The sequence below is a fragment of the Kribbella sp. NPDC004875 genome (assembly GCF_042873375.1).
Classification (GTDB): domain Bacteria; phylum Actinomycetota; class Actinomycetes; order Propionibacteriales; family Kribbellaceae; genus Kribbella.
Genome location: NZ_JBIALI010000002.1, coordinates 1,258,299 through 1,285,247 on the forward strand (window position 1 = coordinate 1,258,299; position 26,949 = coordinate 1,285,247).

Consider the following 26,949-nt stretch of genomic DNA (forward strand, 5'->3'; position numbering starts at 1 on the left):
GCTCCCACCCGTGACACCCGCCGCCACGATCGACATCCAGCGCGACCGCCGCCATCCCATCGACCCGATGATCTACGGACACTTCCTGGAGTCGGCCTTCTTCGGCAACATCCAGGGCGGTGTCTTCGAGGAGGGCTCCCACCTGGCGTACGGCGGTGACGACGTACGCAACGGTCTGCGCACGGACGTGATCAAGCTCTGCCAGGAGCTCGGACTCCCGATCGTCCGCTGGCCGGGTGGCAACTTCACGTCGCCTTACCGCTGGGAGGACGGCGTCGGACCGCGGGGCTCCCGGCCGCGGCGGCTCGAGCTGGCGTGGGGCTCGGAGGAGGACAACCACTTCGGCACCGACGAGTTCCTGGCGTGGTGCGCGGAGGTCGGCACCACGCCGTACCTCGCGCACAGCTGCCGGGACGTCGAGGACGCGGTGCGCTGGGTCGAGTACACCAACTACGGCGGCGACACGGAGTACACCCGGCAGCGGGCGCGCAACGGCCACCCGGCGCCGTACGGCGTGGAGTACTGGGGACTCGGCAACGAGGTGTACGGCGCCTGGCAGATGGGCCACCGCAGCGCGGCCGCCTACGCCGCCGACGCCGCGGAGCACGCGCGGTTCATGCACGCGGTCGATCCCGGGCTGAAGTTCGTCGCGGTCGGCAAGACCGACGACCGCGACGGCTGGACCGAGGCGGTGCTAGGTACCGTCGGCAACCAGATCGACTACCTGTCGTTCCACCTGTACGGCGCTACCACCCAGCTGATCGACGGCGCTGCCGAGTACGACGCGATCGTTGCCCAGTCGCTCTACTTCGAGCAGCAGATCGTCGAGTACTCCGAGCTGGTCGGCGGGATCGCCGCTCGCGCCGGGGTCGAGCGGCCGCTCGGCCTCGCGCTGGACGAATGGAACATCCGGCACGTCGAGCCCGCGAGCTGGCCGGCACCGCAGCCGTCCGACGACGGCGGCACCGTCGAGCGCGACCTCACCGGTCTCGCGACCGGACCGGCGCACCGGGTCAACCGGTGGAACCCGCGGACGCTGGCCGACGCCCTCTTCTACGCCGGTGTCTTCCACGCGCTGCATCGCGCGGGTGGTCGTGAGGTGCCGGTGACGATGGCCAACACGGTCAACCTGCTGAATGCGAACGGCGTGATCGTCGCCCGGCCCGGCGGTGCGGTACGCGCGGCGACGTACCACGTCTGGGATCTCTACCAGAACCACCTCGGTCCGATCGCGCTCGGCGCCGATGTCCGCTCACCGAGCCGCCTGGCCGCCGTACGGCAGGGTGACGAACGCGATCACCGCGGCGACTTCCAGACGCGCTCCGCGACGGTCCCGGATCTGGACGTGTCCGCGGCGCAGACCGAGGACGGCCGGTCCGTGCGGATCGCGGTGATCAACCGCAACCGGACGTCCGCGATCCGTGCCGGCCTGACGCTCGACGGTCGCCGGGAAGGACTGCCGGCGCGGGCCGTCGTCAAGCAGTTGGCGGCCGACGACGTCCTCGCGTCGAACAGCCTCGGCGCGCCCGACGAGGTCGCTCTTCGGGATCTCGGCACGGTCGAGCTGGACGAGGCGGCGTACGACTTCCCGCCGCACAGCATCACGCTGCTGTCCTTCGACGTCGGCTAACGCAGGTCGAGGCGCATCAAGATCCGGGGATGGCCGGACAGGGTGGAGGTGGTGTCGGCCGCCTTGGTGAAACCGGCGCGCTCGAAGTTCTTGCGAATTCCGGCGTACGCCATCGTCAGGTCGACCTTGGCGGCGCCGTTGTCCAGGGGATAGGCCTCGACGACCGGAGCGCCGTTGGCACGGGCGAAGTCGACGGCGCCGGCGATCAGGGCGTGCGAGATCCCCTGACCGCGGTGGCCTGGACGGACGCGGATGCACCACAACGACCAGACCGGGAGATCGTCGACGTGCGGGATCTTCCGGTTCCGGGCGAACGTCGTCGCTTCCCGGGGCGCGATCGCGGCCCAGCCGACGGGCGTGTCACCGTCGTACGCGAGGACGCCGGGCGCGGGCGTCGCGGCGCACAACCCGGCGACGTACTCGCCGCGGGCCGGGCCGCGCAGCGAGTTGTTGAGCTTCGACGGGATCCGGTAGCTGAGGCAGAAGCAGACGGTGGCGGTCGGCGACTTCGGTCCGATCACCGCGCGCACGTCTTCGAAAACGGTTGCCGGGCGTACGTCGATCACCGCGGCACCTCGGCCTTCAGCAGCTCGTTGTGGATCATGAACGCGGTCCGCAGCTCCTTGTAGCCGACCCGGTCGAACAGCACCGTCATCGAGGTGCCGTCGTAGTGCTCGACCAGACCGCCGCCGAATGCTCGATGGACGACGCGGCTGCCGACCGGGAACGGCTGCTCCTCGGGTGGTGCCGCGGTCCGGCCGGCCAGGTCGTTGTCACAGTTGCCGCACGGGCCGGAGTACTGCTCGCCGAAGTAGCTGAGCAACCACTCGCGCCGGCAACCGCCGTACTCCGCGTACGTCGCCATCATCTCGACCCGGGACCGGGCCACCTCGCGACGATCGTGCTCGACGACCGACGCCTTCGCGACCGCCTTGTCCACGTCGACGCCGCGGGCGAGGTGGAACTGGTGGCCGATGGCAACCACTCTGGCGTCGGTCAGCCGGCCGAGAGCACGCTCGACCCTGGCCGCGCTGAGACCGGCCGCCTCGGCGAGCGCGGGTACGTCGGCAGGCCGGTGCTCGTGGATGGCGCCCGCGACCGCGACGAGGTCCTCCTCGGTGACACCGCCGGACGCGAAGAACCGGTTCAGACCGAGGTCGGCGTGCCGGAAGAACAGCTCGATGTCGGCCGCGTCACCGTCGCGGCCGGCGCGCCCGATCTCCTGGTAGTACGCGTCGATCGAGGACGGCGCCTCGGCGTGGCTCACCCACCGGATATCGGGCTTGTCGATCCCCATCCCGAACGCGATCGTCGCCACCACGACCTGGCAGTCACCCGCGAGGAACGTGTCCTGCACCTCGCGCCGCTGCTTCGCCGACAGCCCCGCGTGGTACGCCTGCGCGGGCACGCCGGCGGTGTGCAGGTCGCTCGCGAGCTCCTCGGCGTGGCGGTGCGTTCCGACGTACACGATGCCGGGACCGCGGGACGAGCGGACGTGGCTGAGCAGGCGCCGGTTCTTGGTGTCGTCGTCGGCGAAGGTGAAGACGGCGAGGTTCAGGTTCGGCCGGTCGAAGCCGCCGACGACGACCGCCGCGTCGGTCATCTCGAGACGGTGCACGATCTCCTTGCGCACCGGCGGCGCGGCGGTCGCCGTCAGCGCGAGCACCGGCGGTCGCCCCATCGCGCGGATCGCGGTGGCGAGGCGGAGGTAGTCGGGCCGGAAGTCCTCGCCCCACTCACTGACCAGATGCGCCTCGTCGACGGCGACCAACCGCGGCCGCGACGCCGCGAGCAACTCCAGTACGTCGGCGTGCGTCAACTGCTCGGGCGACAGCAACACGAACCCCGGGCGGTTGCTGGTCAGCAGGTCGTGCGCGGCCCGCCGCCCCGCGTGATCGGTCGCGTTCAGTTCGGCGACCTCGACGCCGGCCGGATGCCGCGACAACGCTCGCAGCTGATCGCGCTGCAACGCGACCAGCGGACTGACCACGATCGTCACCCCACCGAGCGCGAGCCCCGCAAGCTGATAGATCGCCGTCTTCCCGGTCCCGGTCGCCAGCACCGCGAGCGTGTCCCGCCCGTCGAGCACCGCCCGCACAGCCTCCTCCTGCCCGGGCCGCAAGGCGTCGTACCCAAGCACCTCCCGCGCAAGCCCCGCGACATCAGAACACATGGCGATGCGGAACCACGGTCAATGTCAACTCGTCAGGCGTGCGCCACTCGACCTCGAGCAGCTTGCGATCGACGGCGTACTGCAGCGTCCGTCGTACGTCGTCCTCCGACGCGAGCGTGCGCTCCGCCAACCCCGCGACCGTCTGCTCGGGGCCACCCCAGTACACGACGGAGACGAGGTCCGCAGCGAAGCTGGTGAACTGGTTGACCGCCTGGGAGCCCTTCAGCCATTCGGCCACGTCGGCCGGCAGCCGCAGTACGTCCTGCGCCATGCGTTTGTCGTCGACCGCGACGTACCGAGTCCCGTCGAAGGTCAGGATCTCGAGGGCGACGTACACCGGGAGCAGGTCGCGGCGGGTCGTCGGCTCCGGTAAACCGGCCATCCGGGCGATGTCGGCGCGGTTCGGCCAGCCTTCACGGGAGAGGTCGCGGCCCAAGGTCTGACTGAGCCAGTCGGGACCTCGGTAGTGTTCGGCGCCCCAGCTGTTGATGTCGTCGACTGTCATGCCGTCGGAGCGACCGGCCCACTCGACGACCTCGGCGACCTCCATTTCCTGCATTCCGAGCAGCGACCGCCAGCCGGGGTCCGGCTTCTTGACGGGCGCGCGCCGTCGTCGCAGCCACCGCGGCGGATCAAGAGATTCGGCGGCGGGCCAGAAGTCGAGCTGCCAGACGCCTTCCGGCTGGAGGTCGTCCTCGTCGACCGGTGGTCGCGCCGCGGGCGGCAACTGCCGATACGCGGCCCGCACGCGGTACGTGCCGGGATCACCCAACCGGAGCCCGTCCGCACCCGGACCCGTGGTGAGCCCCGAGAGCGCGACGACGCCGGTCGCGCTCTCGTACGGAACCTCGAAGACATCGGTCCAGTCCTCGGCGTCCACCGCCGGCGGGCCGTCCCAGGCCCGCAGTTCGACGATCGCCGGCCCGTCCCCGCCCGCCGTGTACAACCAGCTCCGCCCGGACCGTCCCAGCGTCCCGATCGGATGCGCGGCGGTGATCCCGTCGTACTCGTCACCGGCCGCGCCTGCCCCCACGTCGCGGACTACGAGGATGCCGTCCTCCGGCATGTAGTTGTCGTCCCTGGTCCTCCCCAGAACGCCCATGGAGGAACGGTAGTACAGGGCTCAGTGCTGGACGGTGTAGACGAGCTTCTGGATGCCGTTGGAGTACGAGTCGCTCTCGATCAGCTTCAGGTTCAGCTTGTCCTGGTCGGCGTCGCTGAACAGACGCTTGCCGGCACCGAGCAGGACCGGGAAGACCAGCAGGTTGTACTGGTCGATCAGGCCCGCGTCGGACAGGTTGCGGTTCAGCATGGCGCTGCCGTTGACGATGATCGGGCCGCCCTCGGTTTGCTTCAGCGCCGCGACGTCGTCGAGGGAGCGGAGAATGTGCGTCTCGCCCCAGTTCGACACCAGGTCGCTGTCCTTCAGGGTGGTCGAGACGACGTACTTCGGCATCGCGTTGTAGCCCGCGAACTCCTCGACCATGCCCGGCCACACCGGCGCGAACGACTGGTAGCTGACCCGCCCGAGCAGCAGCGCGGTCGCCGCCTCCTGCTCACGGCCCTTCAGCTCGTACGCCGCCTCGTCGAACGGGATGTCCTTGAACGTCCAGCCGGTGTTGCGGTAGCCCTGCTCGCCGCCGGGGCCCTCGACAACGCCGTCCAGAGAGACGAACGCGGTGGTGATGAGGGTACGCATGAGGTGCTCCTTGATTCGATCGTGTGCCGCTTTTGCCTACGCGTCGAGCAGTCTGGGGCGCACTCGACATCTGCCGCGAAGAATCGTGGTGTGATCCAGGTCACTCAGTTCCGCCGGGTGTGCACGAGCCACGCGGCGGCGCCGAACAGCACCCCGTCATCGGTCTCATGATCGGCCAGGGTCGCTCGCAACGCGTCCCGCGCCCGCTGCGCCGCCACAGTGCCGAGCTCGTCCAGGAGCGCCTGCGGCTCCCGCAGCCGGAGCACGTTCTCGTACGCCGCCTCCGGGTCCGGCCCGTAGTAGATCGGCTCGCGTACTGCCGTGAAAGTTGGCTCCTCGAAGCCGGCAGTGGTGAGAATCTGTCGTGTGACCGCCTGGTCGCCGAGCGCGAACGGCGACTCGTCCCGAAACTCACCTCCGAGGACCTCCGGAACGACCCGCGCCCACTCGTTCTCGGCCCGCGGCTGCCAGACCAGCAACGCCAACCGGCCGCCGGGCCGCAACGCCCGCCGAAGGTTGCCGAAGGCGCCGATCAGGTCCTCGAAGAACATCACCCCGAACCGGCTGATCACCAGATCGAACGCGCCGCCGAAATCGTAGGTAGCCGCGTCGGCGAGCAGATAGCTGACCCGCTCGGACGCCCGACCACGCGCGTACTCGAGCATCCGCTCCGAGACGTCCACCCCGAGCACACTCCCACGTACGGCGTCGCTCGCAGCGTCCCGCGTGGTCTGCCCGCACCCACAGCCGACGTCCAGCACCCGATCGCCGGCCTGAACCGCACAAGCGGCCCGAAAGCGCTCCCGGTAGAACCGCAGCTCGGCGTCGTAGTCGAACATGGCCAGAGCTTACGCACCCGCAGCCTCGGCCCGTGCGTCGCGCGAGTTGGCGTGGCGGATCTGCCGCCTTACCAATGTCCGGCTTGTCGTGGGGTGGTCACGCGAGGGGATATCCCCTCGAAGTGGGGGTTCTCCGGTGGTACACCAGCGGACAACCCCCAACATCAACGGTTATCCCCTCGCGCGCCACACCGCCTGGCCCCGGCACGCGGGCCGGGTGGGTGGTGGCGCGGCCGCGGATCTGCGTCTTGACAGGAGGCGTCGGGTGGTGGGGTAGTGCACTTGAGGGTGAACCGGTCCGCGCGTACGCCGTCTCGCGGGTGCACTACCTGTCGAGCTGCCGGCTCAACCCGCAGATCAGGTGCAGCACGTCGACCCGCTGCCCGCTCACCTGCACACACGCGGCCACCTCACGCGGAGGAACGGATATCCCCTCGAAGTGGGGGTTCTTCCGTCTCACAGGAGGGGAGAAGCCTGCACGGCAGGGGATATCCCCTCGCGCGGCGAGTCGGCGCGAGGCGCCCGCGGTGTCGGGCGGCATGGTGGGGCGGCGGCGGCGGCGTGGTGGGGCGGCGGTGTCGTGGCGGTGTCGTGGCGGTGTCGTGGCGCGGTGGCGTGCTGGGGCGGTGGCGTGGGGCCGTGGCGCCGTGGCGCGGTGGCGTGGCGTGGTGGGGCGGCGGCGCGGTGGCGTGGCGTGGTGGGGCGGCGGTGTGGTGGGGCGGCGGCGTGGTGGGGCGGTGTGGTGATGGTTGGGCGGGCTTGGTGGGCTGGTGGTGGGGCGGCTTGGGCTAGTGGGGGAGGAAGGTCAGGTGGGTGCCGTCGGGGTCTTGGGTGTCGGGGGCTGGGGTGCTGGTGGTGAGGCCGAGCTGGGCGATCGTGGTTGTTGCTGAGGGCAAGAGTTTGACGGCGTCGGCGCCCAGGCGGAACGTGTCGTCGGACACTCGCTCCATCCCGAGGTGGGTGCCGTAGAACTCGGCCGCCGCGTCCAGATCGGGCGCGGCGAGGCCGACGTACGAGAACTGCCGGACCGGCCCGGTCGTGATCGGCGGGACGCGGAACTCCTCGGAGCGCTGCAACAGCTCGACCCGCACCCCGTTCGGGTCCGAGAGGAACGCGAGCCGGCCCTGGCCGCTGCCCGCGACGCGCGGCGAGGAGATCTCGGCGTACCCGAGCGCGATCAGCCGCGCGTAGTCCCCGTCGAGATCGTCGGTCATGAACCCGACATGGTTCAGCCCGTACGTCGCCTGCGCGCCGGGCTGCTCGGAGTTGAGCAGCTCGACCAAGCCGGTGGCGAGCTGGATGTGCACGCGATGCACGCGGGGGCCTTGCATGAACAGCCGGTCGACCACCTCCGCCCCGAGCTCGCCGTAGAACGACAAGCTCGCCTCGAGATCCCGCACCGGGCCGCCGACATGGTTCAGCTCATAGATCACCCGGCCATGCTAGCAAGCGCTTTCCGATCGTGTCGCGACGGAGAGTCCGCAGAACTTGACGGCGTGTGCCGTCACCTGGTGGTCACGTTCCGGTCACCTGGAGTCCGGGGGAGACACATACGTTCCCGATGTTTTGTCCGACCAGAAAGGCCCGCAATGATCAGGAAAAAGGCTTTTGTCGCCGCGCTCGCCGCGACCACGGTGATCGCCGCGGCGGGGATGGCCTCGGCCGCCGCGAGCGGAGCGTTCAGCACGGCCCAGGCCGGCGACGCGGCTGCCGCCCACCAGCCGCAGCGCGGCCCGAAGAACGTGATCTTCTTCCTCGGTGACGGGATGGGGACGCAGGAGATCACCGCCGCCCGGTACTACCAGGGTGTCCGGAACAAGCTGAACGTCGACCGGGCCCGCTACACCGGCTTCGACACCACGTGGTCGGTGAAGCCCGCCGCGAAGGCGCCGTACCTGCCGGACTACGACCCGGACTCGGCGTCCACCGGCTCGAGCTGGGCGACCGGCAGGAAGACGATCGACGAACGGATCTCGCAGGGTCCGAGCAACGCCGACAACGTCCCGGGCACGAACTACCAGACCGTGCTCGAGCTGGCGCAGAAGCGCGGCCTGAAGGTGGGCGACGTGTCCACCGCGGAGATCACCGACGCGACGCCGGCGGTGCTCGCCTCGCACATGTCGCTGCGCGGCTGCCAGGGCCCGGCCGACATGGCGAACTGCCCGAAGGAGACCAAGGCGGCCGGCGGTCTCGGCTCGATCGCGGAGCAGGAGGTCGACCACAAGGTCGACGTACTGCTCGGTGGCGGTCGCACCCGCTTCGAGCAGCAGATCACCGGTGGCCCGTTCGCCGGCAAGACGGTGGTCGACCAGGCCAAGGCGAAGGGCATCCAGTACGTCACCGACGCGGCCGGACTGAAGTCCGTGAAGGGGGACAAGCCGGTGCTCGGCCTGTTCAACAGCAGCAACATGTCGCTGGAGTGGAGCGGCCCGACCGCGGCGCTCGGCAAGGGCAACACCGCGCAGTCCTGCAAGGAGAACCAGCGGCCGGCGAACGAGCCCAGCCTCGCGGACATGACGTCGAAGGCGATCAGCCTGCTGGAGAACAAGAAGGGCTTCTTCCTGCAGGTCGAGGGTGCCTCGATCGACAAGCAGGACCACGCCACCAACGCCTGCGGCCAGATCGGTGAGACCGTCAACTTCGACAAGGCGGTCGGCGTTGCGCTCGACTACCAGAAGACGCACCCGGACACCCTGATCGTCGTCACGGCCGATCACTCGCACACCAGCCAGATCGTCGGCGAAGACGCCTCCGGCACCGGTCTGCCGACCGGCTACTCGACGAACCTGACCACGAAGGACGGTCAGACCCTGACGCTCACCTACGGCACCGCCGGTTTCGGTGGCGACGGCAAGGCCCCGGTCGCCTCCGGCCCGAGCCAGCAGCACACCGGCGCGGTCGTCCCGGTCTGGGCCAACGGCCCGGGCGCGGACGCCGTCCTCGGCACCAACGACCACACCCACCTGTTCGACGTCCTGCAGGGAGAGTAGTCGCGCAGCTACCTCGAGTGGCCTCCGGTGCACGCGGACCGGGGGCCACGCGCATTTGTCGTGGAATCCGCTGGCGGCAATGTCAAAATGTGCTCATGGAGTCGGTGACATTCGAGAGCCGGGACCTGGGACGGACCGAGGAATTCCTGAACCGGGCGTACACGAAAATGCAGATCGGCGGTACGCCGAAGGACGTCCGGGCCCGGATCTCGCGGGCGGCTGCCGAGTCGATCAGCATCGACCGGATCGAGATCGGCTTCGAGATGAGTTACGACGCCGATCCGCTCGGCAAGGTCTGCCTGTGCGAGGTCTACTCGGGGAGTATCGGCGACCACGCGACCGACGGCTGGGAGGATGCGTTCGGTCCGGGAGACCTGGTGTACTTCGCCCCGCCGGACAAGCCGTACAAGGGCACCGTGTGCAGGTCGACGTACAACATCACGATGTTCGACGAGTCACTGCTGACTCGGGTGGCCGGCGTCAGCCGCCGGGACAACGCACCGGTCCGGCTGCTGTCGCACCGGCCGCGCTCGCGGGAGGCGGCCCGGCACCTGTCCCGCACGATCGCGTATCTGGGCGACCACATGCTGCCGAACCCCGCCGTCCGGTCGTCACCATTGCTGATCGCGTCGGTCTCGCATTTGCTCGCCGCGAGTGTGCTGGAGGCATTTCCGAATACTGCGACGCCTGACCACAGAGCGGACAGCCGGGACGCCCGGCCGGCCACCATCAAACGCGCGTTGGCATTCCTGGAATCGAACCTGGACAAAGCCGTCGACGTCGCCGATATCGCAGCCGCTGCCGGAGTCAGCGTCCGCGCCGTCCAAACCGCGTTCCAGCGTCACCTCGGTACGTCGCCACTCGCGTACCTGCGGCGCCTCCGGCTCGAGCAGGTGCGGGCCGAGCTGCTCGCCGCCGACCCGGCGGAGTCCACCGTCGCCGGCGTCGCGGCTCGCTGGGGCTTCCATCATCACGGGCGGATGTCCGCGGCGTACCACGAGGTCTACGGCGAACTGCCGAGCACGACGTTGGCTCGCTAGGGCAGCTTGCGGGTGTCGATGAGTTGCTGGGCGACGTCGCGCAGTTTCGTGTTGGTGTCCTGCGAGTACCGCTTCAGGACCGCGAAGGCACGGTCCGCGTCGATGTCGAAGCGCTCCATCAGGATGCCCATCGCCTGACCGACGAGCTTGCGCGCGTCGACCGCCTGCGCCAGTGAGGCCTCGTGCTTCGCCGATGCGAGAGCGACCGACGCATGCCGGGCCAGGATGTGTGCGACCGCCTCGTCATCGGCGCTGAACGCGTCCGGGAGCGGACTGTACAGTCCGAGTACACCGACCGTCCGGGCGTGCTGCTGACCGGTCACCAGCGGTACGTCGAGGACGCTCCGCACGCCGAGCGCAGCGACCTTGGCAGCCCACAGCGGCCAGCGGTCGTCGGTGCCGGTGTCCCGGATCAGCACCGGCGTTCCGAGGCGCAGTGACGTGACGAGCGGACCGTCCTGGTTGCTGAGCTGCAGCTCGTAGACCTCCGTGACCACCGGATCCGTCACCGAGGCGACCTCCACCCGTGATCCACGGCCGGAGAAGGCGACACCGGCGTACGTGCAGTTCAGCGCCTGGAGAGCGAACTGGACGACCGCGTCCAGCGTCTCCTCGACACCCGGCGCGTCGTGCAGCTCAACCGCCAATCGCGCGAAGGTCGAGGCGTCGGTGTCGCTGACCGGGTCGATCAAGGTCATCTCTCTTCTCCTGGCAGTCGGGCGGCGGAGTGAACCCGCCGTGGGCCGCCGTGGTGTCAATCATGCGTCGGTGGTGTGGAGCTCACGCGCCAATCAACGCGATTGGCGCAGAATTGGCGTTCTGCGGACAGCGGCGTGTTCGCCCTACGGATAAGTTGGAGAGGTGCAGGTGCCGAAGCGCTGGTCATGGGTAGCCGTCGGAGTGCTCCTGGTCGGGGTGTGGGCCGCCTGCTCGGACAAGTCCGACACCACCAAACCCGCAGCGGCACCGAAGACAACACCGAAGACAACAGCACCCGCGAGGCCGACGCCGACCACCTCCAGCCCGACACCGTGGTACGACGACTACGACCCCGCGCACTTCGCGCCACAGGTACGTCGCTACGCCAAGGCGGCCGGGATCAACCCGCAGCTGCTGATGGCGATCCTGTACAACGAGGACTACAAACCGCACGACCCGAAGTTCGAGCGGCAATGGGCGCAGGTCGACTCGGACCCGGCGTTCGGGATCGCGAACATGCACGAGGCGGCGTTCGACGAGACGAAGCGCGGCCGGGACTTCGCGAAGCGCCGCTGGGACGAGCTGCCGGACAATCCGGCGCTGGCGATCGAGGCCGCGGCCTGGCATCTCCACGACCTCGCCGAACGGCTGCCGAGCAAGCGTGCCGACCTGTACACGAAGGACGAGTTGCTTGCCCTCGGCTACAACGCCGGCGGCGGGAACATGCGGATCTTCGCCCGCGGCCGGAAGGCCGGTCCGCAGGCGTCGTCGTACGTCGACCGCCTGCACAGGAACTGGGCGAAGTCCGGCGAAGCCATCAAGAGCTGACAGGAGAGATCGTGGAATTCAGGACGCCCACGGTGGCCGTGGCCGATTGGCGGCGGCAGGTGTTCGCGCTGTACCGGTCCGTGCGGGCCGAGTCCGACCCGGCCGTCGCCCACGAGCTGTGGCGAGCGGGCCGGGACGACCTGCTGATCAACCACCCCGCCTCGCCGGTCCCGCCCGGCGAGCGGAAGGCGTACGCCGGTGCGCGAGTCGCGCCGTACCGGCCGGGGCTGCGGTTCGAGGCGGAGATCGACACCGACGTGGAGCCGTTCGAGTGGGAGTTCGTGTCGGCCACCGACGGGGTGATCCCGTTCTCGCGGGTCGGCGTCGTGCACCTGCCGGCGGTGGGGGATCTCGACGTCTGGTGGCTGGAGTCGTACGGCGGTGGTCTGTTCGTCCCGGTGAAGGACGCGCTGGCCGGCAGGTCGACGTACGGCGGCGGACGGTATCTGATCGACACGGTCAAGGGTGCCGACCTCGGCGGTGACCTGCGGTCGGGCCGGGTCGTCGTCGACCTGAACTTCACCTACAACGCGTCCTGCGCGTACAGCCCGGACTGGACCTGCCCGCTGGCACCGGCAACCAACACCGTCGGTGTCGAGTTGCCGGTGGGCGAGCTGTCAGGCTGAGGCCTCCAGCGCCTGCGTGAGCAGCGCGGTGAGGGCCTCGAGCTGGAAGTCGGCCGACGAGCCGACCTCTTCGTCGGACCCGTCCAGCGCCATCGCGGCCAGGCCGGCCTTGGCGTCGATCAGGTCGGCGATCCGGGTGTCGATGGTCTGCGCGGCGATGATCCGCCATGCGGTGACCGGCTCGTCCTGACCGATCCGGTGCACCCGGTCGATCGCCTGGGTCTGCTCGGCGTTCGTCCAGGACAGCTCGGCGAGCACGACGTTCGAGGCGACCTGGAGGTTCAGGCCGACACCCGCGGTGAGCAGTGAGCAGACCGCGATCGACACGTCAGGATCGTTGACGAACGCATCGATGTTCTTCTGCCGGGCCTTCGCGGTCTGGTCGCCACGGATCGACGAGTACTGGATGCCGCGCTCGGCGAACAGCTCCTCGGCGGCGTCCATCACCTCGATGTGCCGGGCGAAGAACACCACCTTGCCGACGTTCTGCGCGAGCTGCGCCGCGTAGTCCGCGGCGAGGCCGGCCTTCGCCTGACCGATCCGGCGGAACAGGCTGAACACGTTCTCGCCGGTCTTCTTGGTGGCCATCTCGGCCCGCTCCCAACCGGCCACCTGGCGGACCAGGTCGTGGTCGATGCCCTCGACCGTGACGCCGGAGCGGCGGGTCTCCAGAGCGGTCCGGTACCGCGCCACCAGCCGGTCGGCGAGCTCGCGCTCGGCGGCCCGGATCGAGCGCCCGACGGCGCCGTCCAGCTCGACCGGCAGGTCGGCGATCCGGCGGGCGGGGATGTCCGCGGCGACGTCCACCTTGCGGCGGCGGACGATGCCCATGTCGATCACGCTGGCCCGCGCGGCGGCGGCGAAGCCCGGGTCGGCGGGGGTGAGTTCGGTCGCCTCGAGCTTCTCCATCAGCTCGGCCCGCGGCGCCTTCTCGTCGACCCAGCCGAGGAACTCCCAGATCGCGGTGAAGTCCTCGATCGAGTTGATCAGCGGTGTACCGGTGAGGGCCATCAGCAGCGGGTTGGCCGTCCGGCTCCGGATCCGGGCGGACAGCTCCAGCACGTTCCGGGACCGCTGCGACTTCTTGTTCTTGATGAAGTGCGCCTCGTCGACCACCATGCCGCGGAAGCCGAGGTCGCCGAGCCAGCCGACGTGCCGGTCGAGCACCTCGTAGTTCACCACGACGATGTCCGCGAACCCGTCGATCGAGTCCCCGTCACCGTGGATCACGGTCGGGGTACGGCGTGGTGTCCACAGGCCCGCCTCGCGGGCCCAGTTCGTCTTCACGACGTTCGGGACGACGGCGAGCAGCGGGTAGGCCTCGGCGGCCTGCGCGGCGAGCAGCGCCTGGGCGGTCTTGCCGAGGCCGGGCTCGTCGGCGAGCAGGAACGTCCGGTGGCCGGCCGCGGCGGCCGCGACCAGGCCGGCCTGGTGTGGCATCAGCTCCAGGCCGCGCAGCCGGAGCGCGTCGATCCCACCGGTCAGCCGGAGCGAGGTCGGGTCCGGAAGGCTCATGGTCGCCGAGGCGGCCGTGTGCTCGAAGGAGCGCAGCAGCGGGCCGATCAGCTCCCAGCCCGCCAGTCGCCCGGGACGCGCCGGCCGGGACGGAGCCGCGGAGAAGTCCGGGGCGAGGAACGGGTTCGCCAGTTGCCGCGAGACCACCGCCTGCGGTACCACCCGGCGGGCCTGGGTCTCCGGGGGAGCGACCGGTTGCACCGGCTCCGGCTCCTCGGGAGCCTCCAGGCCGGCGTCCTCCAGCATCTGCCGCTTGAGCGCGGCGGCCGCCTCGGAGATCACCGCGTCCTCGGCCAGCAGCCCGAGCAGCGACGGCTCCAGCGCAGCGGTCTTGGCGAGGATCGTGGCGATCCCGTCCAGCCGCCGGAGCTGCTCGGTGCGGTACGCCTCGGTGGCGGACTCGGCCGCGTTCACCCGGGCCCGCTCCTCGCGGACCAGCAGGGCGACGATCTGGAACTTCGTCCGGGTCGAGGGCTTGATCGCGCCGCGGGTGACCGCGGACTCGACCTCGCGGACGGCCTGCGCGAGAACCTGGATCAGACCGTCGGACTCACCGTCGCGGACGCGCCGCTTCCGACGGGGAGCGGAACGGGTAGCGCCGGGCTGGCGCTGACCTCGTCGGGCCAACATTTCCTCCTGTGTCGTGCCACGGCCGAGCCATGACGGAATGCCAGACCGCACGAGAACCGACCCGCCGGCGAAACGCCGCGCGGAGCCGTCCAGAGGGTCCCCCAGGAACACGGCTCAGAATGCACCGCTCCTGTGTGCGCGATCGAGAAACCATGCTACCCGCACTAGCCTGAATGTTGCAGACCGGGATCGGGTACCGAGGTCGGCGCACCGGAAAGCTCCCGACATCACGAGAGGTCGAACGTGGAGCACATCGACGGAAAGCCGCTGGGCGACGACGAGTTGCAGGCCCTGGACGCGTACTGGCGGGCCGCCAACTACCTGTCCGTCGGGCAGATCTACCTGCTCGCGAATCCAATGCTCCGGGAGCCGCTGCGCCCGGAGCACATCAAGCCACGACTGCTCGGGCACTGGGGTACGACGCCCGGCCTGAACCTGATCTACACGCACCTGAACCGGGTGATCCGGCAGCGTGACCGTGACGTGCTGTTCGTGACCGGGCCCGGGCACGGCGGGCCGGCGCTGGTGGCGAACACCTGGTTGGAGGGCAGCTGGACCGCGGCGTACCCGAACACGACGCGGGACGAGCTCGGGATGGGGCGGCTGTTCAAGCAGTTCTCGTTCCCGGGCGGCGTACCGAGTCATGTGGCCGCGGATGTGCCCGGCTCGATCAACGAGGGCGGCGAGCTCGGGTACTCGCTGAGTCATGCGTACGGCGCGGCCGCGGACAACCCGGACCTCGTGGTGGCCTGTGTGGTCGGCGACGGTGAGGCCGAGACCGGACCGCTCGCGGCGTCCTGGCACTCGAACAAGTTCCTGAACCCGGTGAGCGACGGCGCCGTGCTGCCGATCCTGCACCTGAACGGGTACAAGATCGCGAACCCGGCGGTGCTCGCGCGGATCGGGGACGACGAGCTGTCGGCGCTGCTCCGCGGGTACGGGTACGAGCCGTACCTGGTTGAAGGCTCGGACCCGGCGACGGTGCATCAGGCGATCGCGGCGACGCTCGGCACCTGCTTCGACCGGATCGACGAGATCCAGCGCGAGGCACGCTCCGCGACCGGTACGCCGACGCGACCGGCGTGGCCGATGATCGTGCTACGGACGCCGAAGGGCTGGACCGGACCGCACACCGTGGACGGCGAACAGGTCGAGGACACCTGGCGGGCGCACCAGGTGCCGCTGTCGGGTGTCCGGACGAACGAGGACCATCTGCATCAACTGGAGTCATGGCTCCGGAGCTACCGTCCGGAGGAGCTGTTCGACGGGGACGGGCGGCCGGTCGCGGGACTCGAGGAGCTGATCCCGGATCCGGCGCGGCGGATGGGGGCGAGCCCGCACGCGAACGGCGGCGTACTCAGCCGGGATCTCGAGTTGCCCGCGGTCGAGGAGTACGCCGTACCGGTGGCTGTGCCGGGGGCGGACGACGGGGAGCCGACGAAGGTGTTCGGGACGTTCCTGCGGGACGCGTTCCGGCGGAACCCGGACAACCTGCGGCTGTTCGGCCCGGACGAGACCGAGTCGAACCGGCTGGGTGCCGTGTACGAGCAGACGGGCAAGCGGTGGCTCGGCGAGCTGCGGGACGGCGACAACCACCTCGCGGCCGACGGGCGGGTGCTGGAGATCCTCAGTGAGCACACCTGTCAGGGGTGGCTGGAGGGTTACCTGCTGACCGGGCGGCACGGGCTGTTCTCGTCGTACGAGGCGTTCGTGCACATCGTCGACTCGATGGTGAACCAGCACGCGAAGTGGCTGAAGACGATCAACCGGCTGGAGTGGCGGCGGCCGATACCGTCGCTGAACTACCTGCTCACGTCGCATGTGTGGCGGCAGGACCACAACGGGTTCTCGCATCAGGACCCCGGATTCATCGACCACGTGGTGAACAAGAAGGCGGAGGTCGTCCGCGTCTACCTGCCACCGGACACGAACACGCTGCTGTCCACGATGGACCACTGCCTGCGGACCCGGAACTACATCAACGTCGTTGTCGCCGGCAAGCAACCGCAGCCGAACTGGCTGAGCTGGGACGAGGCCGCGCTGCACTGCGCGCGGGGCGTCGGCGTGTGGGACTTCGCGAGCAACGACGAGGGTGATCCCGATGTGGTGATGGCGTGCGCGGGCGACGTACCGACGATGGAGACGCTTGCGGCGGTCGACCTGCTCCGCGAGCAGTTGCCGGAGCTGAGGATCCGGGTCGTGAACGTCGTCGACCTGATGCGGTTGCAGGACGCGACCGACCATCCGCACGGGTTGCCGCATCCGGAGTACGACGCGCTCTTCACGACCGACAAGCCGGTGATCTTCGCGTACCACGGCTACCCGTGGCTGATCCATCGCCTCACCTACCGCCGGCACGGGCACGCCAACCTGCACGTCCGCGGTTACATCGAGGAGGGTACGACGACCACGCCGTTCGACATGACGGTGCGGAACAACCTCGATCGGTACCACCTCGCGATGGACGTGATCGACCGCGTGCCGTCGCTCGGCTCGCGCGCGGTGACGACCCGGCAGTACTTCGCCGACCAGCGCACGCGTCACCACGCGTACGTGACGCGGTACGGCGAGGACCTCCCGGAGGTCCGCGAGTGGCGCTGGGCTAATCGAGAAGCGCGGCCGCACCTCGGAGGTCTTTGACGAACCGGTCGAAGTCGCGACGGAACTCCTGGGACCGTACGACGGCCGACGGGTGGACCGTCGCGACTGCGGCACGACCATCGGCGAGTTCGACGCGTTCACCGCGGTGCTGCGTGACCCGGAAGCTCGGACCCAGCAGCGTCCGGGCCGCGACCGCGCCCATCACCACCACGAGTTCCGGCTTCACGATCTCCAGTTCACGCCGCAACCAGGGTGCGCAGGCAACGATCTGGCCCGCGGACGGGGTCTTGTGGATCCGCCGCTTCCCCTCGCGCTCGAACCGGAAGTGCTTCACCGCGTTGGTCAGGTAGATCTCGGACCGCTCGATGCCTGCCGCCACCAGCGCCTTGTCCAGCAGGTGCCCGGCCGGCCCCACGAAGACATGTCCTTCCTTGTCCTCGTGATCCCCGGGCGTCTCGCCGACCAGCATCATCCGCGCCCGCACCGGCCCTTCGCCCGCCACGGCCTGCTCGGCGTCCTCCCACAGGTCACACCCCCGGCAGTCCCCGAGCACGGCCCGGACCTTCCGCATCCCGCCATCGTGCGGCACCCATTTCTCGGCCCCGGCGTAGTCGTTCATCACCCACCCGTTTCGGAATGCGGCGCGTGCACCGGCTTGGACTGGGCCGACCGCCGCTGGCGAAGATAGATCGACCCGCCGATGATCGCCGCCACGGCCAGGAACTCACTCTGCCAGTTCTGCAGCGACTCGTACCAGAACTGCGACGTCCCGAGGTACTGCCACGTCGTCACCGCACCGCCGCCGTGGAACTCCTGTTCCTGGCTGTACGCCGCTGCGCCGGTCGCCGCGTGCAGCCAGACGGACAGCAGGAACGCGAGTCCGAAGGCGATCGCCAGCGAGTTCTCGTACAACTTCAGGACCACCGCGGAACCACGGCGTACCGGCCAGGGAGCGTCGCGGTCGGTGCGGTGGTCGCGGGGATCCTCGTCCTGGGGCGCCGGCTCGTCGAGTGGTCGCGACTCGGCCGAGCCCTTTTGCACCAGGTACGCCGTGAGCAGCACGTACATGAACATCTGCAGGAACTCGGACTCCCAGTTCTCGAAGACCGCCTCACCGAAGGACGACGAGCCCAGGTACTGCGTGAAGCTCTCCGTGACGCGCCCGTGATCGGTCAGCTCGGCGTTCTGCTGGGCGTGACCCACGAACATGAGCCCGATCAGGAACCCCAGGAACAGCACCAGGTTCGCCAGCAGCAGCCCCCGGAGTCTCAGCCATCGCATGTCCGTCCGGTACCCGCTCAGGGCTACTTCATGACGTGGGCGGTACCAGGGCCTGTCTGATGATCACGAGGGCGAACAGGATGAGCGTCAGGGCGTGGACGACCGTGCACCACAGGCAGATCGCGTCGATCTGGAACAGCTCGGCCCAGATCAGGTAGCAGACGAAGACGACGCCGACGAGCACGCCGGCCAGGCGCAGGCGGCCGGGCCAGGGGGAGGAGGTGCGCCACAGTTGCGGCAACGACAGCGCGGTCATGCCGACGAAGAACGCGAGCCCGAGCAGTGCGACCGGGATGCCGAAGAGCTTCGAGTACTGGCTGCTGGTGACCTTGGCGCAGTTGACCACGCCGGTGTCCGGGCACGCGAGCGTCGTACCGGCGGTGAAGTGCTCGTAGGTCAGGTACGCCGCGACCGCGACGCCGGCCACCGACACCAGCAGCGTCGCCCACGGGATGACTCCCAGACCGGTGGAGGAGGCCTGGGAGGACCGTTGTGCCGTGTCGCTCACGCTCAGCTCTTCCCGGTGCCGAGCTTGGCGGCCGCGGCGGTGACGGCCTCGGTCGAGCAGACCTTGGCCGGCTGGTTGTTCGTCAGCTTGCAGATCGCGGCGGTGTAGACGTTCGCCGAGGCGATCACCGACTTGGCGATCGGGCTCGACGGGTCCTTGAGCGCGTCCGCGATCTCGGTCTGGGTCTTACCGGCCAGGATCTGCGGGCTGTACGTCGCCCCGGAGGACACGAACTTGCCGCCGAGGTCCACGAACGGGATCGACCCGTCACTCGAGACGTACGGCGGCTTGTTGTACGTGTCGAACGTCTTCTGGTCCTCGGCCGTCGGCGTGTCCAGCGGCTTGTACCCGTTCCCGACCTGCTCGTTGGTCGTCGTCTCGACACCGGTGAACGCGACGTACTGACTCGTGTACGTCGCCCCGTGGAACGACAGCGTCGCCGTGTTCGGGAAGACGTCGCTCCCGGACGAGTGCGTCGTACCGAGGTTGCTGAAGGTGCCGAACCGGGACAGCGCGACCGTGACCGGCCAGCGCTCGGCGGCGCAGTACGGGCAGAACTCGGCGCCGATGTAGAGCACCTTCGGCTTGCCGTTCGCGGTCAGCGGCGGCGCGGTGATCGCGGACGGCGCGGCCTGCACGCCCTCGGCGCCGACGGCGTTGAACGTCGAGTCGGGGATCGAGGAGAGCGCGGTGACGAGACTCGCGTCGGCGGAACCGGACGCGCCGGTCGCGGTCTTCTTCCCGCCGCCGGCCAGCCGGATCGTGATCAGCCCGCCGACGATCACCACCACCAGGACGACCGCGCCGACCGCCAGCAGCAGGCGCCGTCGCCGCTCGGCCGCCTGCTGAGCCGCCAGCTGCGCCGCGATGCGCTCACGGGCCGCAGCCTTCTGTTCGACGCGCCGTGCCATGACTCTCCTCCACTCACACCAAGTGCTCCCCAAGAACAACTATCCATCGCCCCCGGAAGTTCCTGCCTCTCCGTCACCGAGAGATTACAGATCCGTTCGTCAGCGGCGGGAAGGAGGTCGGTGTTGCGGGGGACAGGCCCTCGGCGCGGGCGTCAACGAAGCCTTCTCTAGCCTTTCCTGACATGGAATCCGAGATGGACTGGCGGCAGTGGCATGCGCCGTACGACGATCCCGAATCCGCACTGTCGCGCCGGCTGGAGGCGGTGAAGGCGCAGGTACGGGCGGCACTCGATCGGGCACCCGACGGTCCGGTGCCAGTGGTCAGCCTCTGCGCGGGACAGGGCCGCGACCTGATCGAGGTACTGGCGGATCACCCGCGCAGAGACGACGTACGGGCTCGACTTGTCGAACTGCATCCGGAGCTCGCGGAGTCGGCCCGCGAGCGATCGCGCGGACTCGACCAGGTCGAGGTCCGCACTGGCGATGCGTCCCTGACGGATCAGTACGACGGGATGGTGCCGGCCGAGCTGGTGCTGCTCTGCGGCATCTTCGGGAACATCACCAGCGACGACATCCGGCGCACGATCCACGCGGCCCCGCAGTTCTGCCGGACCGGTGCCACGGTGATCTGGACGCGGCATCGCGGCGCGCCCGATCTCGTGCCGGCGATCTCTGAGTGGTTCGAGGCGCGCGGGTTCGAGCAGGTGTGGCTGTCGGATCGGGACAGTGGGTTCGGCGTCGGCGTGCATCGCTTCACCGGCGTACCGCAGCCGCTGGTGACGGGGCAAAGTCTGTTCAGTTTCGTGCCGGGCGGAGCATGAACAGCCCGAGCACCAGCAGTAGGGCGAGCGCCAGGTAGCCGACGTCCAGTACGGCGATCGTCGCGACCGCGGCGACCAGGATCGGACCGCCTGCGTCGCCGAGCTCACGCCCGAGTTCGGCGGTGCCCATCGTCTGCCCGAGCCGCTCCGGCGGCGTACTCGACGCGAGTGCCGCGAAGCCGAGGGGTGTGATGACGCCGGTGCCCGCGCCGATCAGCGCGGCCGCGATCAACAGGAACACGACACCCGGCAAGGCCGCGCAGACGAAGCCGGCCGCGGCCAGCGCCAGTCCGAGTGTGATCCCGTTCCGCGTCGACAGCTTGCCCGCATCGAGGGCGCGCCCGCTCCGCGGCTGCACGACCGCCGCCGTGGCGGCCAGCAGCGAGACGGCAGCCCCGGTGGCGATCGTCGCGAGTCCGTCCGAAGCGCCCGTGACCGGCAGGAAGCCGACCCCGACCGACAATGCCGCAGTCGCCGCGGCCAGCGCGGCAGTCGGCCGCAAGAACACCGGGTCGGTGATCCGCCGGGCCAGATCCACCACCGTCTGCCGAGTCTTCGGCAACGGCGGCACGACCGGTACGACGATCAGCGCCCACGCGGCAACGCCGACGGCAAGAACGGTCATCACCCCGAACAGCAGGCGGAATCCACCGAGCCACACGAGCGCACCGCCGAGCAACGGGCCGGCGGTGTACCCGAGGCTCTTGTAGAACCCGTAGCTGCCGAACGCCCGGCCGTGCTTGGACGACGGATTCAGGCGTGCGACGAGGGCCGACGCGGCGGGGGAGAAGGCCGAGGCGGCGGCACCCTGACCGAGTCGCGCCACCCACAGCCAGCCCGGCCGGTCCGCGACCACATAGGTGCCGGAGGCAACGGCGAAACCGGCGAGCCCGAAGAGCAGCACCGGTCGCGCGCCGACACGGTCCGCGATGGTGCCGAAGACAGGCTTGAGCAGCACCTCGGCGCCGTCGTACAGCGCGAGCAGGAAGCCGAGGGTGAGCAGCGAGGTGACGGCGTCGGAGGACGAGCCGCCGAGGTTCGCCGCGATCGCGTGCGCGCCGAAGGCGGTGGTGAAGCCGGCCGCGTAGAGCGGCCACATCTTGTTCACTGCTCGGCGCCCGGGAGTTGGTGGAGGGCGCGGAAGACCCGTTCGGCGTAGTCCTCGCAGCAGGCGACGCAGTCCTTGAGCCGGGCGGTCGCGCGGGCGGCTTCCGGCGTACCGAAGACGTCGCGGCCGGTCAGGTCGCGGTGCCAGCGGCGGAGGCGTTCGAGGCTCTGTTCCTCCTCCTCGAGCTCGGCGAGGGTGAACTTCTCGATCCGGATCTCCTTGGCGATCTCCGCCTCGAACTTCGTGCAGTCGGCCAGGAACTCGGTCCAGTCCGCGCGCCGCGCCTCGTCGTACAGGCGGCGCAGCCGGGCGCTGTCGGCGGCGCCCTTGCCGGCCGCCTCGAGCATCGTCACCTCGCCCTCGGCGCGGGCGACGAGCTCGGTCGTCCGTTGCACTGCGGCCTCGAACACCGGCAGCTCGGGCACCGCCCACACGCCCTGGCCGAGAGACAGCGCGCCGGCCTTCCGGAGCTCGCGCCAGACCGCCACGCGATGTCGCGAGGGTTCCGCCGGGATCCGCACCAGCAAGACCAGCCATCGATCCGTCACAGTCGTGAGTGTAGCGGGCGTTACGCCAGCAGGTAGCTCGACAGATCGTTCGGACATCGTCTATGTTACATAGACGATGTCATATCGCCCCGGAGGTGAGCGATGGACGAGACCGCGCAGCGGTTGCTGGGGTCCGCGACCCGATTGTCGAGGGACCCCGAGACCGAGATCGACTGGGACGCGCCGATCGGCACGGGGTACGGGCTGTCGCCGGAGTGGAGCACGCTCTACGGGACGCCGTACTGGGACGAGCTGTCCGAGGACCAGCGGCGGGAGCTGACCCGGCACGAGGCGGCTTCGGTGGCGACGACCGGGATCTGGTTCGAGCTGATCCTGCAGCAGCTGATCATCCGCGACGTCTACGACAAGCCGGCCCGGAGCGCGGAGTTCCAGTGGGCACTGACCGAGATCGCCGACGAGTGCCGGCATTCGATCATGTTCGCGAAGGCGACCGAGCGGATGGTCGAACCGTCGTACCGGCCGCGGCTGCTGGCCCGGGAGCTCGGGCGCGCGTTCAAGACCGTCGCGACCGGCGAGTCGGCGTACGCCGCGATCCTGGTCGCCGAGGAAGTGCTCGACGTGATGCAACGCGACTGGATGCGCGACCGCCGGGTGGAGCCGCTGGTCCGCAAGGTCAACCACATCCACGTGGTCGAGGAGTCGCGGCACATGGTGTTCGCGCGCGAGGAGACCCGCGAGCGACTGGCTGGTGCCGGGCGCGGGCGCCGCTGGGTGAGTGCGCTGGTGATCGCCATCGCCGCGGACATGATCGTGTCGAGCATGGTCGGCCGCGAGGTCTACGCGAACGTCGGTCTGGACGTCGACCGCGCAGTCCGTGCGGCGCGCGGGAACGAGCACCACCGTTCGCTGCTACGGACCAGCTGCGCGAACCTGATGGACTTCCTCGGGTCGATCGGCCTGCTGACGCCGGCGGCGGCGCGGGTGTATCGGCGGACCGGGCTGCTGTGAGCTACGCGATCTCGGGGGAATGCTGCGCGGACGCGAGCTGCGTCGCGGTCTGCCCGATGAACAGCATCCACCCGGCGCCGGGCGAGCCTGGGTTCGGCACCGGAGCGAGCCTCTTCATCGACCCGCGGACCTGCATCGACTGCGGTGCGTGTGCGGACATCTGCCCGGTCGACGCGGCACAACCCGCCGATCGTTCGGCGCCGGACGACGTCGAGCGGAACGCGGCGTACTTCGCCGACCGGGTACCGCTCGACGGGCTGGACCTCGACGCGTGGGAACCGCCGTCGTACGAGACCTGGGGAGGCGGGCCGCGTCGCGTGCTGGTGGTCGGCGCCGGTCCGGCCGGGATGTATGCGACGCGCGAGTTGTTGCTGCGGACAACGGCCGAGGTGACGCTGGTGGATCGGTTCGACCGCGTCGGCGGGCTGGTGCGGTTCGGCGTCGCGCCGGATCACCCGCGGACCAAGCAGATCATCTCCACCTTCGAGCGCATCGTCCAGCACCCGCGGGTTCGCTGGCGCCCGCGCACCGAGGCCGCCGGACTGACGGGGTACGACGCGGTGATCCATGCCGTCGGCGCGTACGAGAGCCGTCGGCTCGGCTACCCCGGCGAGTGCACAGCCGAGGAGTTCGTTGCCTGGTACAACGGACGACCGGGCGCGACGCTGCCCGTCGACCTGACCGGACCGCGGGCCGTCGTCGTGGGAAACGGGAACGTCGCGCTCGACCTCGCGCGCCTGCTGCTGAGCGACGAGCGGCGCCTGAACGCGATGGACGTGTCGCCGGAAGTACGGCGGACCCTCGCGACGAGCGGCATCAAGGAAGTCGTGCTGCTGGGCCGGCGTGGGCCCGAGGAGGCGGCGTACACGCAGTCAGCGTTGGAGGAGTTGCTGGCCACCGCCGGTGACCGGGTGGACCTGCGGTACCACGCACGGGCGACTGGTTGGACCGAGGAGGGGCTGCGGCTGGACACCGGCGAGACGATTGCGGCGGGCAACCTGTTCAGCGCGATCGGGTTCGCGGGGCGGCCGATCGACGGGCTGCCGTTCGACGCCGAGCGGGGGATCGTCCCGAACGTCCGCGGCGCCGTCGTCGACCGGCCGGGCCACTACGTGGCGGGCTGGATCAAACGCGGCGCGCGCGGCGGGATCGGCGTGAACAAGGCCTGCGCCCAGGAGACCGTGATGACGCTGGTCAGTTCGTCCAGGGGTGCAGTTTCTCCGGGTTCCTGATCGCCCAGATCTTGGTGATCCGGTCGCCGGCGACGTCGAACGCGATCACGGTCTCGACCACACCCTCGAACTCGATCACCAGCCCGGGCTGTCCGTTGACCGTCCGCTCGACGATCGAGCGGCCGAGGTTGAACACCGGCAGTCCGGTGAAGTACTCGGCGACCTTCGTGCCACCGCGGACCGGCTCGAGCGCGGCGCTCACCACGCCGCCACCGTCGGCGGTGGCCAGCACGTCCGGGTCGAGCAGCGTGACCAGCGCGGCGATGTCCGTCGCCTCCCAGGCCGCCTTGAACTCGCGGACGAGCTCGGCCCGCCGGGCGGACGGCGGCGTCGGCGACTCCGCGTCCCGGATCCGGCGCCGCGCCGAGGACGCCAGCTGCCGGCACGCGGCGGGCGTCCGGCCGACGATCTCGGCGACCTCCGGGAACGGGTACCGGAACACGTCGTGCAGGATGAACGCCACCCGCTCGGCCGGCGTCATCGCGTCCAGAACGACGAGGAACGCCATGTTCACGGATTCGTCCAGCGTCACCCGGTCGGCGGGGTCGGCCAGTTCGCCCGAGCCGGCCGGGCCGCTGGTCCACTCGGTGCTCTCCGGGAGCGGCTCGGGGATCCACTCACCGACATACCGCTCCCGGCGCGAGCGGGCGGAGCGGAGCAGGTCGAGGCAGATCCGGCTCGCGACCTTGGTCAGCCAGGCGGCCGGGTTGTCGATCGCTGCCTGCTCGGCGGACGTCATCGCGTACCAGCGGGCGTACGTCTCCTGGACCACGTCCTCCGCGTCGGCGAGCGAGCCGAGCAGCCGGTAGGCGAGGTTGATCAGCTGCCGCCGCTCGCTCATGATCGCGCTCAGACCCGGGTCCGTCATGTCGGTCCTCTCCTCGTTCATACCCGTCCGACGAAACGGTCCGGCCGAGTGTGAGGTCTGACAGTTCGGCCGCGTGTTCCGTCGTACCGATCATGACCACACAGAACGCCACCGCCGAAGCCGACATCCGGGAACGCGTCGACGCGCTCGTCACCGCCGTCCGGACCGGCGACCTGGAGACCCTGAAGACGATCTTCGCGCCGGACATCGTCTCGTTCGACATTCAGCCACCGCTGCGGCACCTCGGCGCCGCGACCAAGATGGGCAACTGGGAGCAGGTCTTCACCGCCTTCCAGATCCCCCTGGAGTACGAGGTCCGCGACCTGACGGTGCTCGTCGGCGGCAACCTCGCGGTCGTGTACGCCGTGAACCACATGAACGCCGCGCTCGCCACCGGCGGGAAGATCGACTACTGGCTGCGCTGGACCGCCGCGTGGCGGAAACTCGACGGCCACTGGATGATCGTCCACGACCAGGTTTCGGTCCCCACCCACTTCCCGGACGGCCGCGCCGCCATGGACCTCACACCCTGAGCCAGCCCGGCCAGGGACGGAGCTCGCCGGCCGCATCGGCCAGGGCGTCGAGGGCGGCCCCGGCGGTCGTGAAGGTGCGGAGGGCGGTGGGGAGTTCTGCGCAGGCCTCGGCGAGCGTTCGGCCGAGGCTGTACAGGTCCATCTCCGCGGACACCGGTTCACACGCCTCCTGCGCGGGTGACGCGTAGCCGAGTGTGCCGACCGGGTGACCGGCCGGCTGTTCGCTGCCCAGCGGCCGGGCACTGCCGAAGTCGATCAGGACCGGGCGACCGTCGCGCAGTACGACGTTCTCGGGCTTCACGTCCAGATGAGCCAGTCCGCGACGGTGCAGCGACATCAATGCCGGTAGCAGTTGCGCTCCGAGGAGTGCGGTTTCCGGCACGGTGAGCAGGCCGTTGTCCGCCAGTTCGTCGGCGAGCGTCGGACCGTCGACGTACTCCAGCAGGATGTGCGGGATCGGGTCCTCCGTGCCGTCGGCCAGCAACCGCGGCAGGGCCGGGTGCACGTTGCCGGCCAGCGCGGCCGTCTCCCGGCGGAGGGTCTTGACGGCCCGCGGGTGGTGGATCTGATGCGGGCGGGCAGCCTTGAGCACGGCGGGACTCCAGAGCGGCACCGACCAGACCAGCCAGGTCTCACAGCGGTGGCCTACGCCGAGGCGCTCGATGGCGAAGGTCCCGCCGGGCAGCTCGCAGCCTTCGGCCCAGTTCCAGACGGCCAGGCCGTCCTCGGTGTCGACGAGCATCGCACTCTCCCTCGAGGTACGGAGCCTGGCGCCCGCGGGGGGGCGCCCGGGGGGGGGGGGGGGGGGGGGGGGCGCGCGGGCGGGGGGGGGGGGGGCGGGGGGGGCCCGGTACGAAAAAAAACCCCCCGGGCGCAATCGAAAAAAGTTGTTGTGAAAAC

General features: G+C 69.8%; 26 protein-coding genes. 10 read left to right on the top strand and 16 right to left on the bottom strand.

The window, feature by feature from the left end; genetic code table 11:
- Window positions 1–10 precede the first annotated feature (10 nt).
- Window positions 11–1,630, top strand: a complete 1,620-nt coding sequence (locus ACFYRH_RS17105) for an alpha-L-arabinofuranosidase C-terminal domain-containing protein (protein WP_387775160.1) — start codon at window positions 11–13, stop codon at window positions 1,628–1,630.
- Here the strand turns inward: ACFYRH_RS17105 and ACFYRH_RS17110 are convergent.
- The 6 genes from ACFYRH_RS17110 to ACFYRH_RS17135 form a co-directional block, all read right to left on the bottom strand.
- Window positions 1,627–2,196 (bottom strand): GNAT family N-acetyltransferase, encoded by a 570-nt coding sequence (locus ACFYRH_RS17110; protein WP_387775163.1) that lies wholly within the window; start codon window positions 2,194–2,196, stop codon window positions 1,627–1,629. The two genes, ACFYRH_RS17105 and ACFYRH_RS17110, sit on opposite strands and share 4 nt — an antisense overlap.
- Complete coding sequence (locus ACFYRH_RS17115; RefSeq protein ID WP_387775166.1) at window positions 2,193–3,803, bottom strand: RecQ family ATP-dependent DNA helicase; 1,611 nt, start codon at window positions 3,801–3,803, stop codon at window positions 2,193–2,195. The genes ACFYRH_RS17110 and ACFYRH_RS17115 overlap by 4 nt, the downstream gene beginning before the upstream one ends.
- Window positions 3,793–4,905: a hypothetical protein gene (locus ACFYRH_RS17120; RefSeq protein ID WP_387775169.1), complete on the bottom strand. Its 1,113-nt coding sequence runs from the start codon at window positions 4,903–4,905 to the stop codon at window positions 3,793–3,795. Before ACFYRH_RS17120 ends, ACFYRH_RS17115 begins: the two co-directional genes overlap by 11 nt.
- A gap of 21 nt (window positions 4,906–4,926) precedes the next feature.
- Window positions 4,927–5,502 (bottom strand): dihydrofolate reductase family protein, encoded by a 576-nt coding sequence (locus ACFYRH_RS17125; protein ID WP_387775172.1) that lies wholly within the window; start codon window positions 5,500–5,502, stop codon window positions 4,927–4,929.
- Window positions 5,503–5,606: 104 nt separating this feature from the next.
- Window positions 5,607–6,341, bottom strand: a complete 735-nt coding sequence (locus tag ACFYRH_RS17130) for a class I SAM-dependent methyltransferase (RefSeq protein ID WP_387775175.1) — start codon at window positions 6,339–6,341, stop codon at window positions 5,607–5,609.
- A 788-nt stretch (window positions 6,342–7,129) separates the two neighbouring features.
- Window positions 7,130–7,774 carry a VOC family protein gene (locus ACFYRH_RS17135; RefSeq protein WP_387775178.1) on the bottom strand — a complete coding sequence of 215 codons (645 nt, stop codon included), beginning with the start codon at window positions 7,772–7,774 and terminating at the stop codon, window positions 7,130–7,132.
- A 156-nt stretch (window positions 7,775–7,930) separates the two neighbouring features.
- On the opposite strand from ACFYRH_RS17135, the gene ACFYRH_RS17140 reads away from it, so the two are divergent.
- Both ACFYRH_RS17140 and ACFYRH_RS17145 read left to right on the top strand, forming a co-directional pair.
- Entirely contained in the window at window positions 7,931–9,331 is a 1,401-nt protein-coding gene (locus ACFYRH_RS17140; protein ID WP_387775181.1) for an alkaline phosphatase, read from the top strand.
- A gap of 95 nt (window positions 9,332–9,426) precedes the next feature.
- Window positions 9,427–10,371 (top strand): helix-turn-helix domain-containing protein, encoded by a 945-nt coding sequence (locus ACFYRH_RS17145; RefSeq protein ID WP_387775184.1) that lies wholly within the window; start codon window positions 9,427–9,429, stop codon window positions 10,369–10,371.
- Here ACFYRH_RS17145 and ACFYRH_RS17150 read toward each other — a convergent pair.
- The gene (locus ACFYRH_RS17150; RefSeq protein WP_387775187.1) at window positions 10,368–11,069 is read right to left on the bottom strand and encodes a GAF and ANTAR domain-containing protein; all 702 of its coding nucleotides are present in this window, start codon (window positions 11,067–11,069) and stop codon (window positions 10,368–10,370) included. The two genes, ACFYRH_RS17145 and ACFYRH_RS17150, sit on opposite strands and share 4 nt — an antisense overlap.
- Before the next feature lie 163 nt (window positions 11,070–11,232).
- On the opposite strand from ACFYRH_RS17150, the gene ACFYRH_RS17155 reads away from it, so the two are divergent.
- Together ACFYRH_RS17155 and ACFYRH_RS17160 are read left to right on the top strand one after the other, a co-directional pair.
- On the top strand, window positions 11,233–11,898 hold the full coding sequence (locus tag ACFYRH_RS17155; RefSeq protein ID WP_387775190.1) for a transglycosylase SLT domain-containing protein: 666 nt from the start codon (window positions 11,233–11,235) through the stop codon (window positions 11,896–11,898).
- Between the two features lie 11 nt (window positions 11,899–11,909).
- A complete protein-coding gene (locus ACFYRH_RS17160) occupies window positions 11,910–12,524 on the top strand; it encodes a DUF1684 domain-containing protein (RefSeq protein ID WP_387775193.1) in 615 nt (204 codons plus the stop codon).
- Here the strand turns inward: ACFYRH_RS17160 and ACFYRH_RS17165 are convergent.
- Window positions 12,516–14,669: a DEAD/DEAH box helicase gene (locus ACFYRH_RS17165; protein ID WP_387775196.1), complete on the bottom strand. Its 2,154-nt coding sequence runs from the start codon at window positions 14,667–14,669 to the stop codon at window positions 12,516–12,518. The two genes, ACFYRH_RS17160 and ACFYRH_RS17165, sit on opposite strands and share 9 nt — an antisense overlap.
- Before the next feature lie 243 nt (window positions 14,670–14,912).
- Here ACFYRH_RS17165 and ACFYRH_RS17170 point away from each other — a divergent pair, with 243 nt between their 5' ends.
- A complete protein-coding gene (locus ACFYRH_RS17170; protein WP_387775199.1) occupies window positions 14,913–17,309 on the top strand; it encodes a phosphoketolase in 2,397 nt (798 codons plus the stop codon).
- Here ACFYRH_RS17170 and ACFYRH_RS17175 read toward each other — a convergent pair.
- The 4 genes from ACFYRH_RS17175 to ACFYRH_RS17190 are packed head-to-tail and all read right to left on the bottom strand — an operon-like array spanning window position 17,272 to window position 19,970.
- Window positions 17,272–17,889: a UdgX family uracil-DNA binding protein gene (locus ACFYRH_RS17175; RefSeq protein WP_387775201.1), complete on the bottom strand. Its 618-nt coding sequence runs from the start codon at window positions 17,887–17,889 to the stop codon at window positions 17,272–17,274. The two genes, ACFYRH_RS17170 and ACFYRH_RS17175, sit on opposite strands and share 38 nt — an antisense overlap.
- Complete coding sequence (locus ACFYRH_RS17180; RefSeq protein WP_387775204.1) at window positions 17,889–18,551, bottom strand: DUF6766 family protein; 663 nt, start codon at window positions 18,549–18,551, stop codon at window positions 17,889–17,891. The genes ACFYRH_RS17175 and ACFYRH_RS17180 overlap by 1 nt, the downstream gene beginning before the upstream one ends.
- A gap of 28 nt (window positions 18,552–18,579) precedes the next feature.
- On the bottom strand, window positions 18,580–19,059 hold the full coding sequence (locus ACFYRH_RS17185) for a vitamin K epoxide reductase family protein (protein WP_387775207.1): 480 nt from the start codon (window positions 19,057–19,059) through the stop codon (window positions 18,580–18,582).
- A 2-nt stretch (window positions 19,060–19,061) separates the two neighbouring features.
- Window positions 19,062–19,970, bottom strand: coding sequence for a DUF929 family protein (locus ACFYRH_RS17190; protein WP_387775210.1), 909 nt, complete (start codon window positions 19,968–19,970; stop codon window positions 19,062–19,064).
- Between the two features lie 182 nt (window positions 19,971–20,152).
- Here ACFYRH_RS17190 and ACFYRH_RS17195 point away from each other — a divergent pair, with 182 nt between their 5' ends.
- On the top strand, window positions 20,153–20,791 hold the full coding sequence (locus ACFYRH_RS17195; RefSeq protein ID WP_387775213.1) for an SAM-dependent methyltransferase: 639 nt from the start codon (window positions 20,153–20,155) through the stop codon (window positions 20,789–20,791).
- On the opposite strand, the gene ACFYRH_RS17200 is transcribed toward ACFYRH_RS17195, so the two are convergent.
- Window positions 20,766–21,890: an MFS transporter gene (locus ACFYRH_RS17200; protein ID WP_387775215.1), complete on the bottom strand. Its 1,125-nt coding sequence runs from the start codon at window positions 21,888–21,890 to the stop codon at window positions 20,766–20,768. The genes ACFYRH_RS17195 and ACFYRH_RS17200 overlap by 26 nt on opposite strands.
- 5 nt (window positions 21,891–21,895) lie before the next feature.
- Window positions 21,896–22,447 (bottom strand): Chromate resistance protein ChrB, encoded by a 552-nt coding sequence (locus ACFYRH_RS17205; RefSeq protein WP_387775218.1) that lies wholly within the window; start codon window positions 22,445–22,447, stop codon window positions 21,896–21,898.
- Window positions 22,448–22,549: 102 nt separating this feature from the next.
- On the opposite strand from ACFYRH_RS17205, the gene ACFYRH_RS17210 reads away from it, so the two are divergent.
- Together ACFYRH_RS17210 and ACFYRH_RS17215 are read left to right on the top strand one after the other, a co-directional pair.
- Entirely contained in the window at window positions 22,550–23,416 is an 867-nt protein-coding gene (locus ACFYRH_RS17210) for a diiron oxygenase (RefSeq protein ID WP_387775221.1), read from the top strand.
- Window positions 23,413–24,648, top strand: a complete 1,236-nt coding sequence (locus ACFYRH_RS17215) for an FAD-dependent oxidoreductase (RefSeq protein WP_387775224.1) — start codon at window positions 23,413–23,415, stop codon at window positions 24,646–24,648. Before ACFYRH_RS17210 ends, ACFYRH_RS17215 begins: the two co-directional genes overlap by 4 nt.
- Here ACFYRH_RS17215 and sigJ read toward each other — a convergent pair.
- Window positions 24,611–25,516 (bottom strand): RNA polymerase sigma factor SigJ, encoded by a 906-nt coding sequence (sigJ, locus tag ACFYRH_RS17220; RefSeq protein ID WP_387775227.1) that lies wholly within the window; start codon window positions 25,514–25,516, stop codon window positions 24,611–24,613. The two genes, ACFYRH_RS17215 and sigJ, sit on opposite strands and share 38 nt — an antisense overlap.
- A 92-nt stretch (window positions 25,517–25,608) precedes the next feature.
- Between sigJ and ACFYRH_RS17225 the strand changes: the two genes are divergently transcribed.
- On the top strand, window positions 25,609–26,049 hold the full coding sequence (locus tag ACFYRH_RS17225; RefSeq protein WP_387775230.1) for a YybH family protein: 441 nt from the start codon (window positions 25,609–25,611) through the stop codon (window positions 26,047–26,049).
- Here ACFYRH_RS17225 and ACFYRH_RS17230 read toward each other — a convergent pair.
- The gene (locus tag ACFYRH_RS17230; RefSeq protein ID WP_387775233.1) at window positions 26,039–26,791 is read right to left on the bottom strand and encodes a serine/threonine-protein kinase; all 753 of its coding nucleotides are present in this window, start codon (window positions 26,789–26,791) and stop codon (window positions 26,039–26,041) included. The genes ACFYRH_RS17225 and ACFYRH_RS17230 overlap by 11 nt on opposite strands.
- Between the last annotated feature and the right edge of the window lie 158 nt (window positions 26,792–26,949).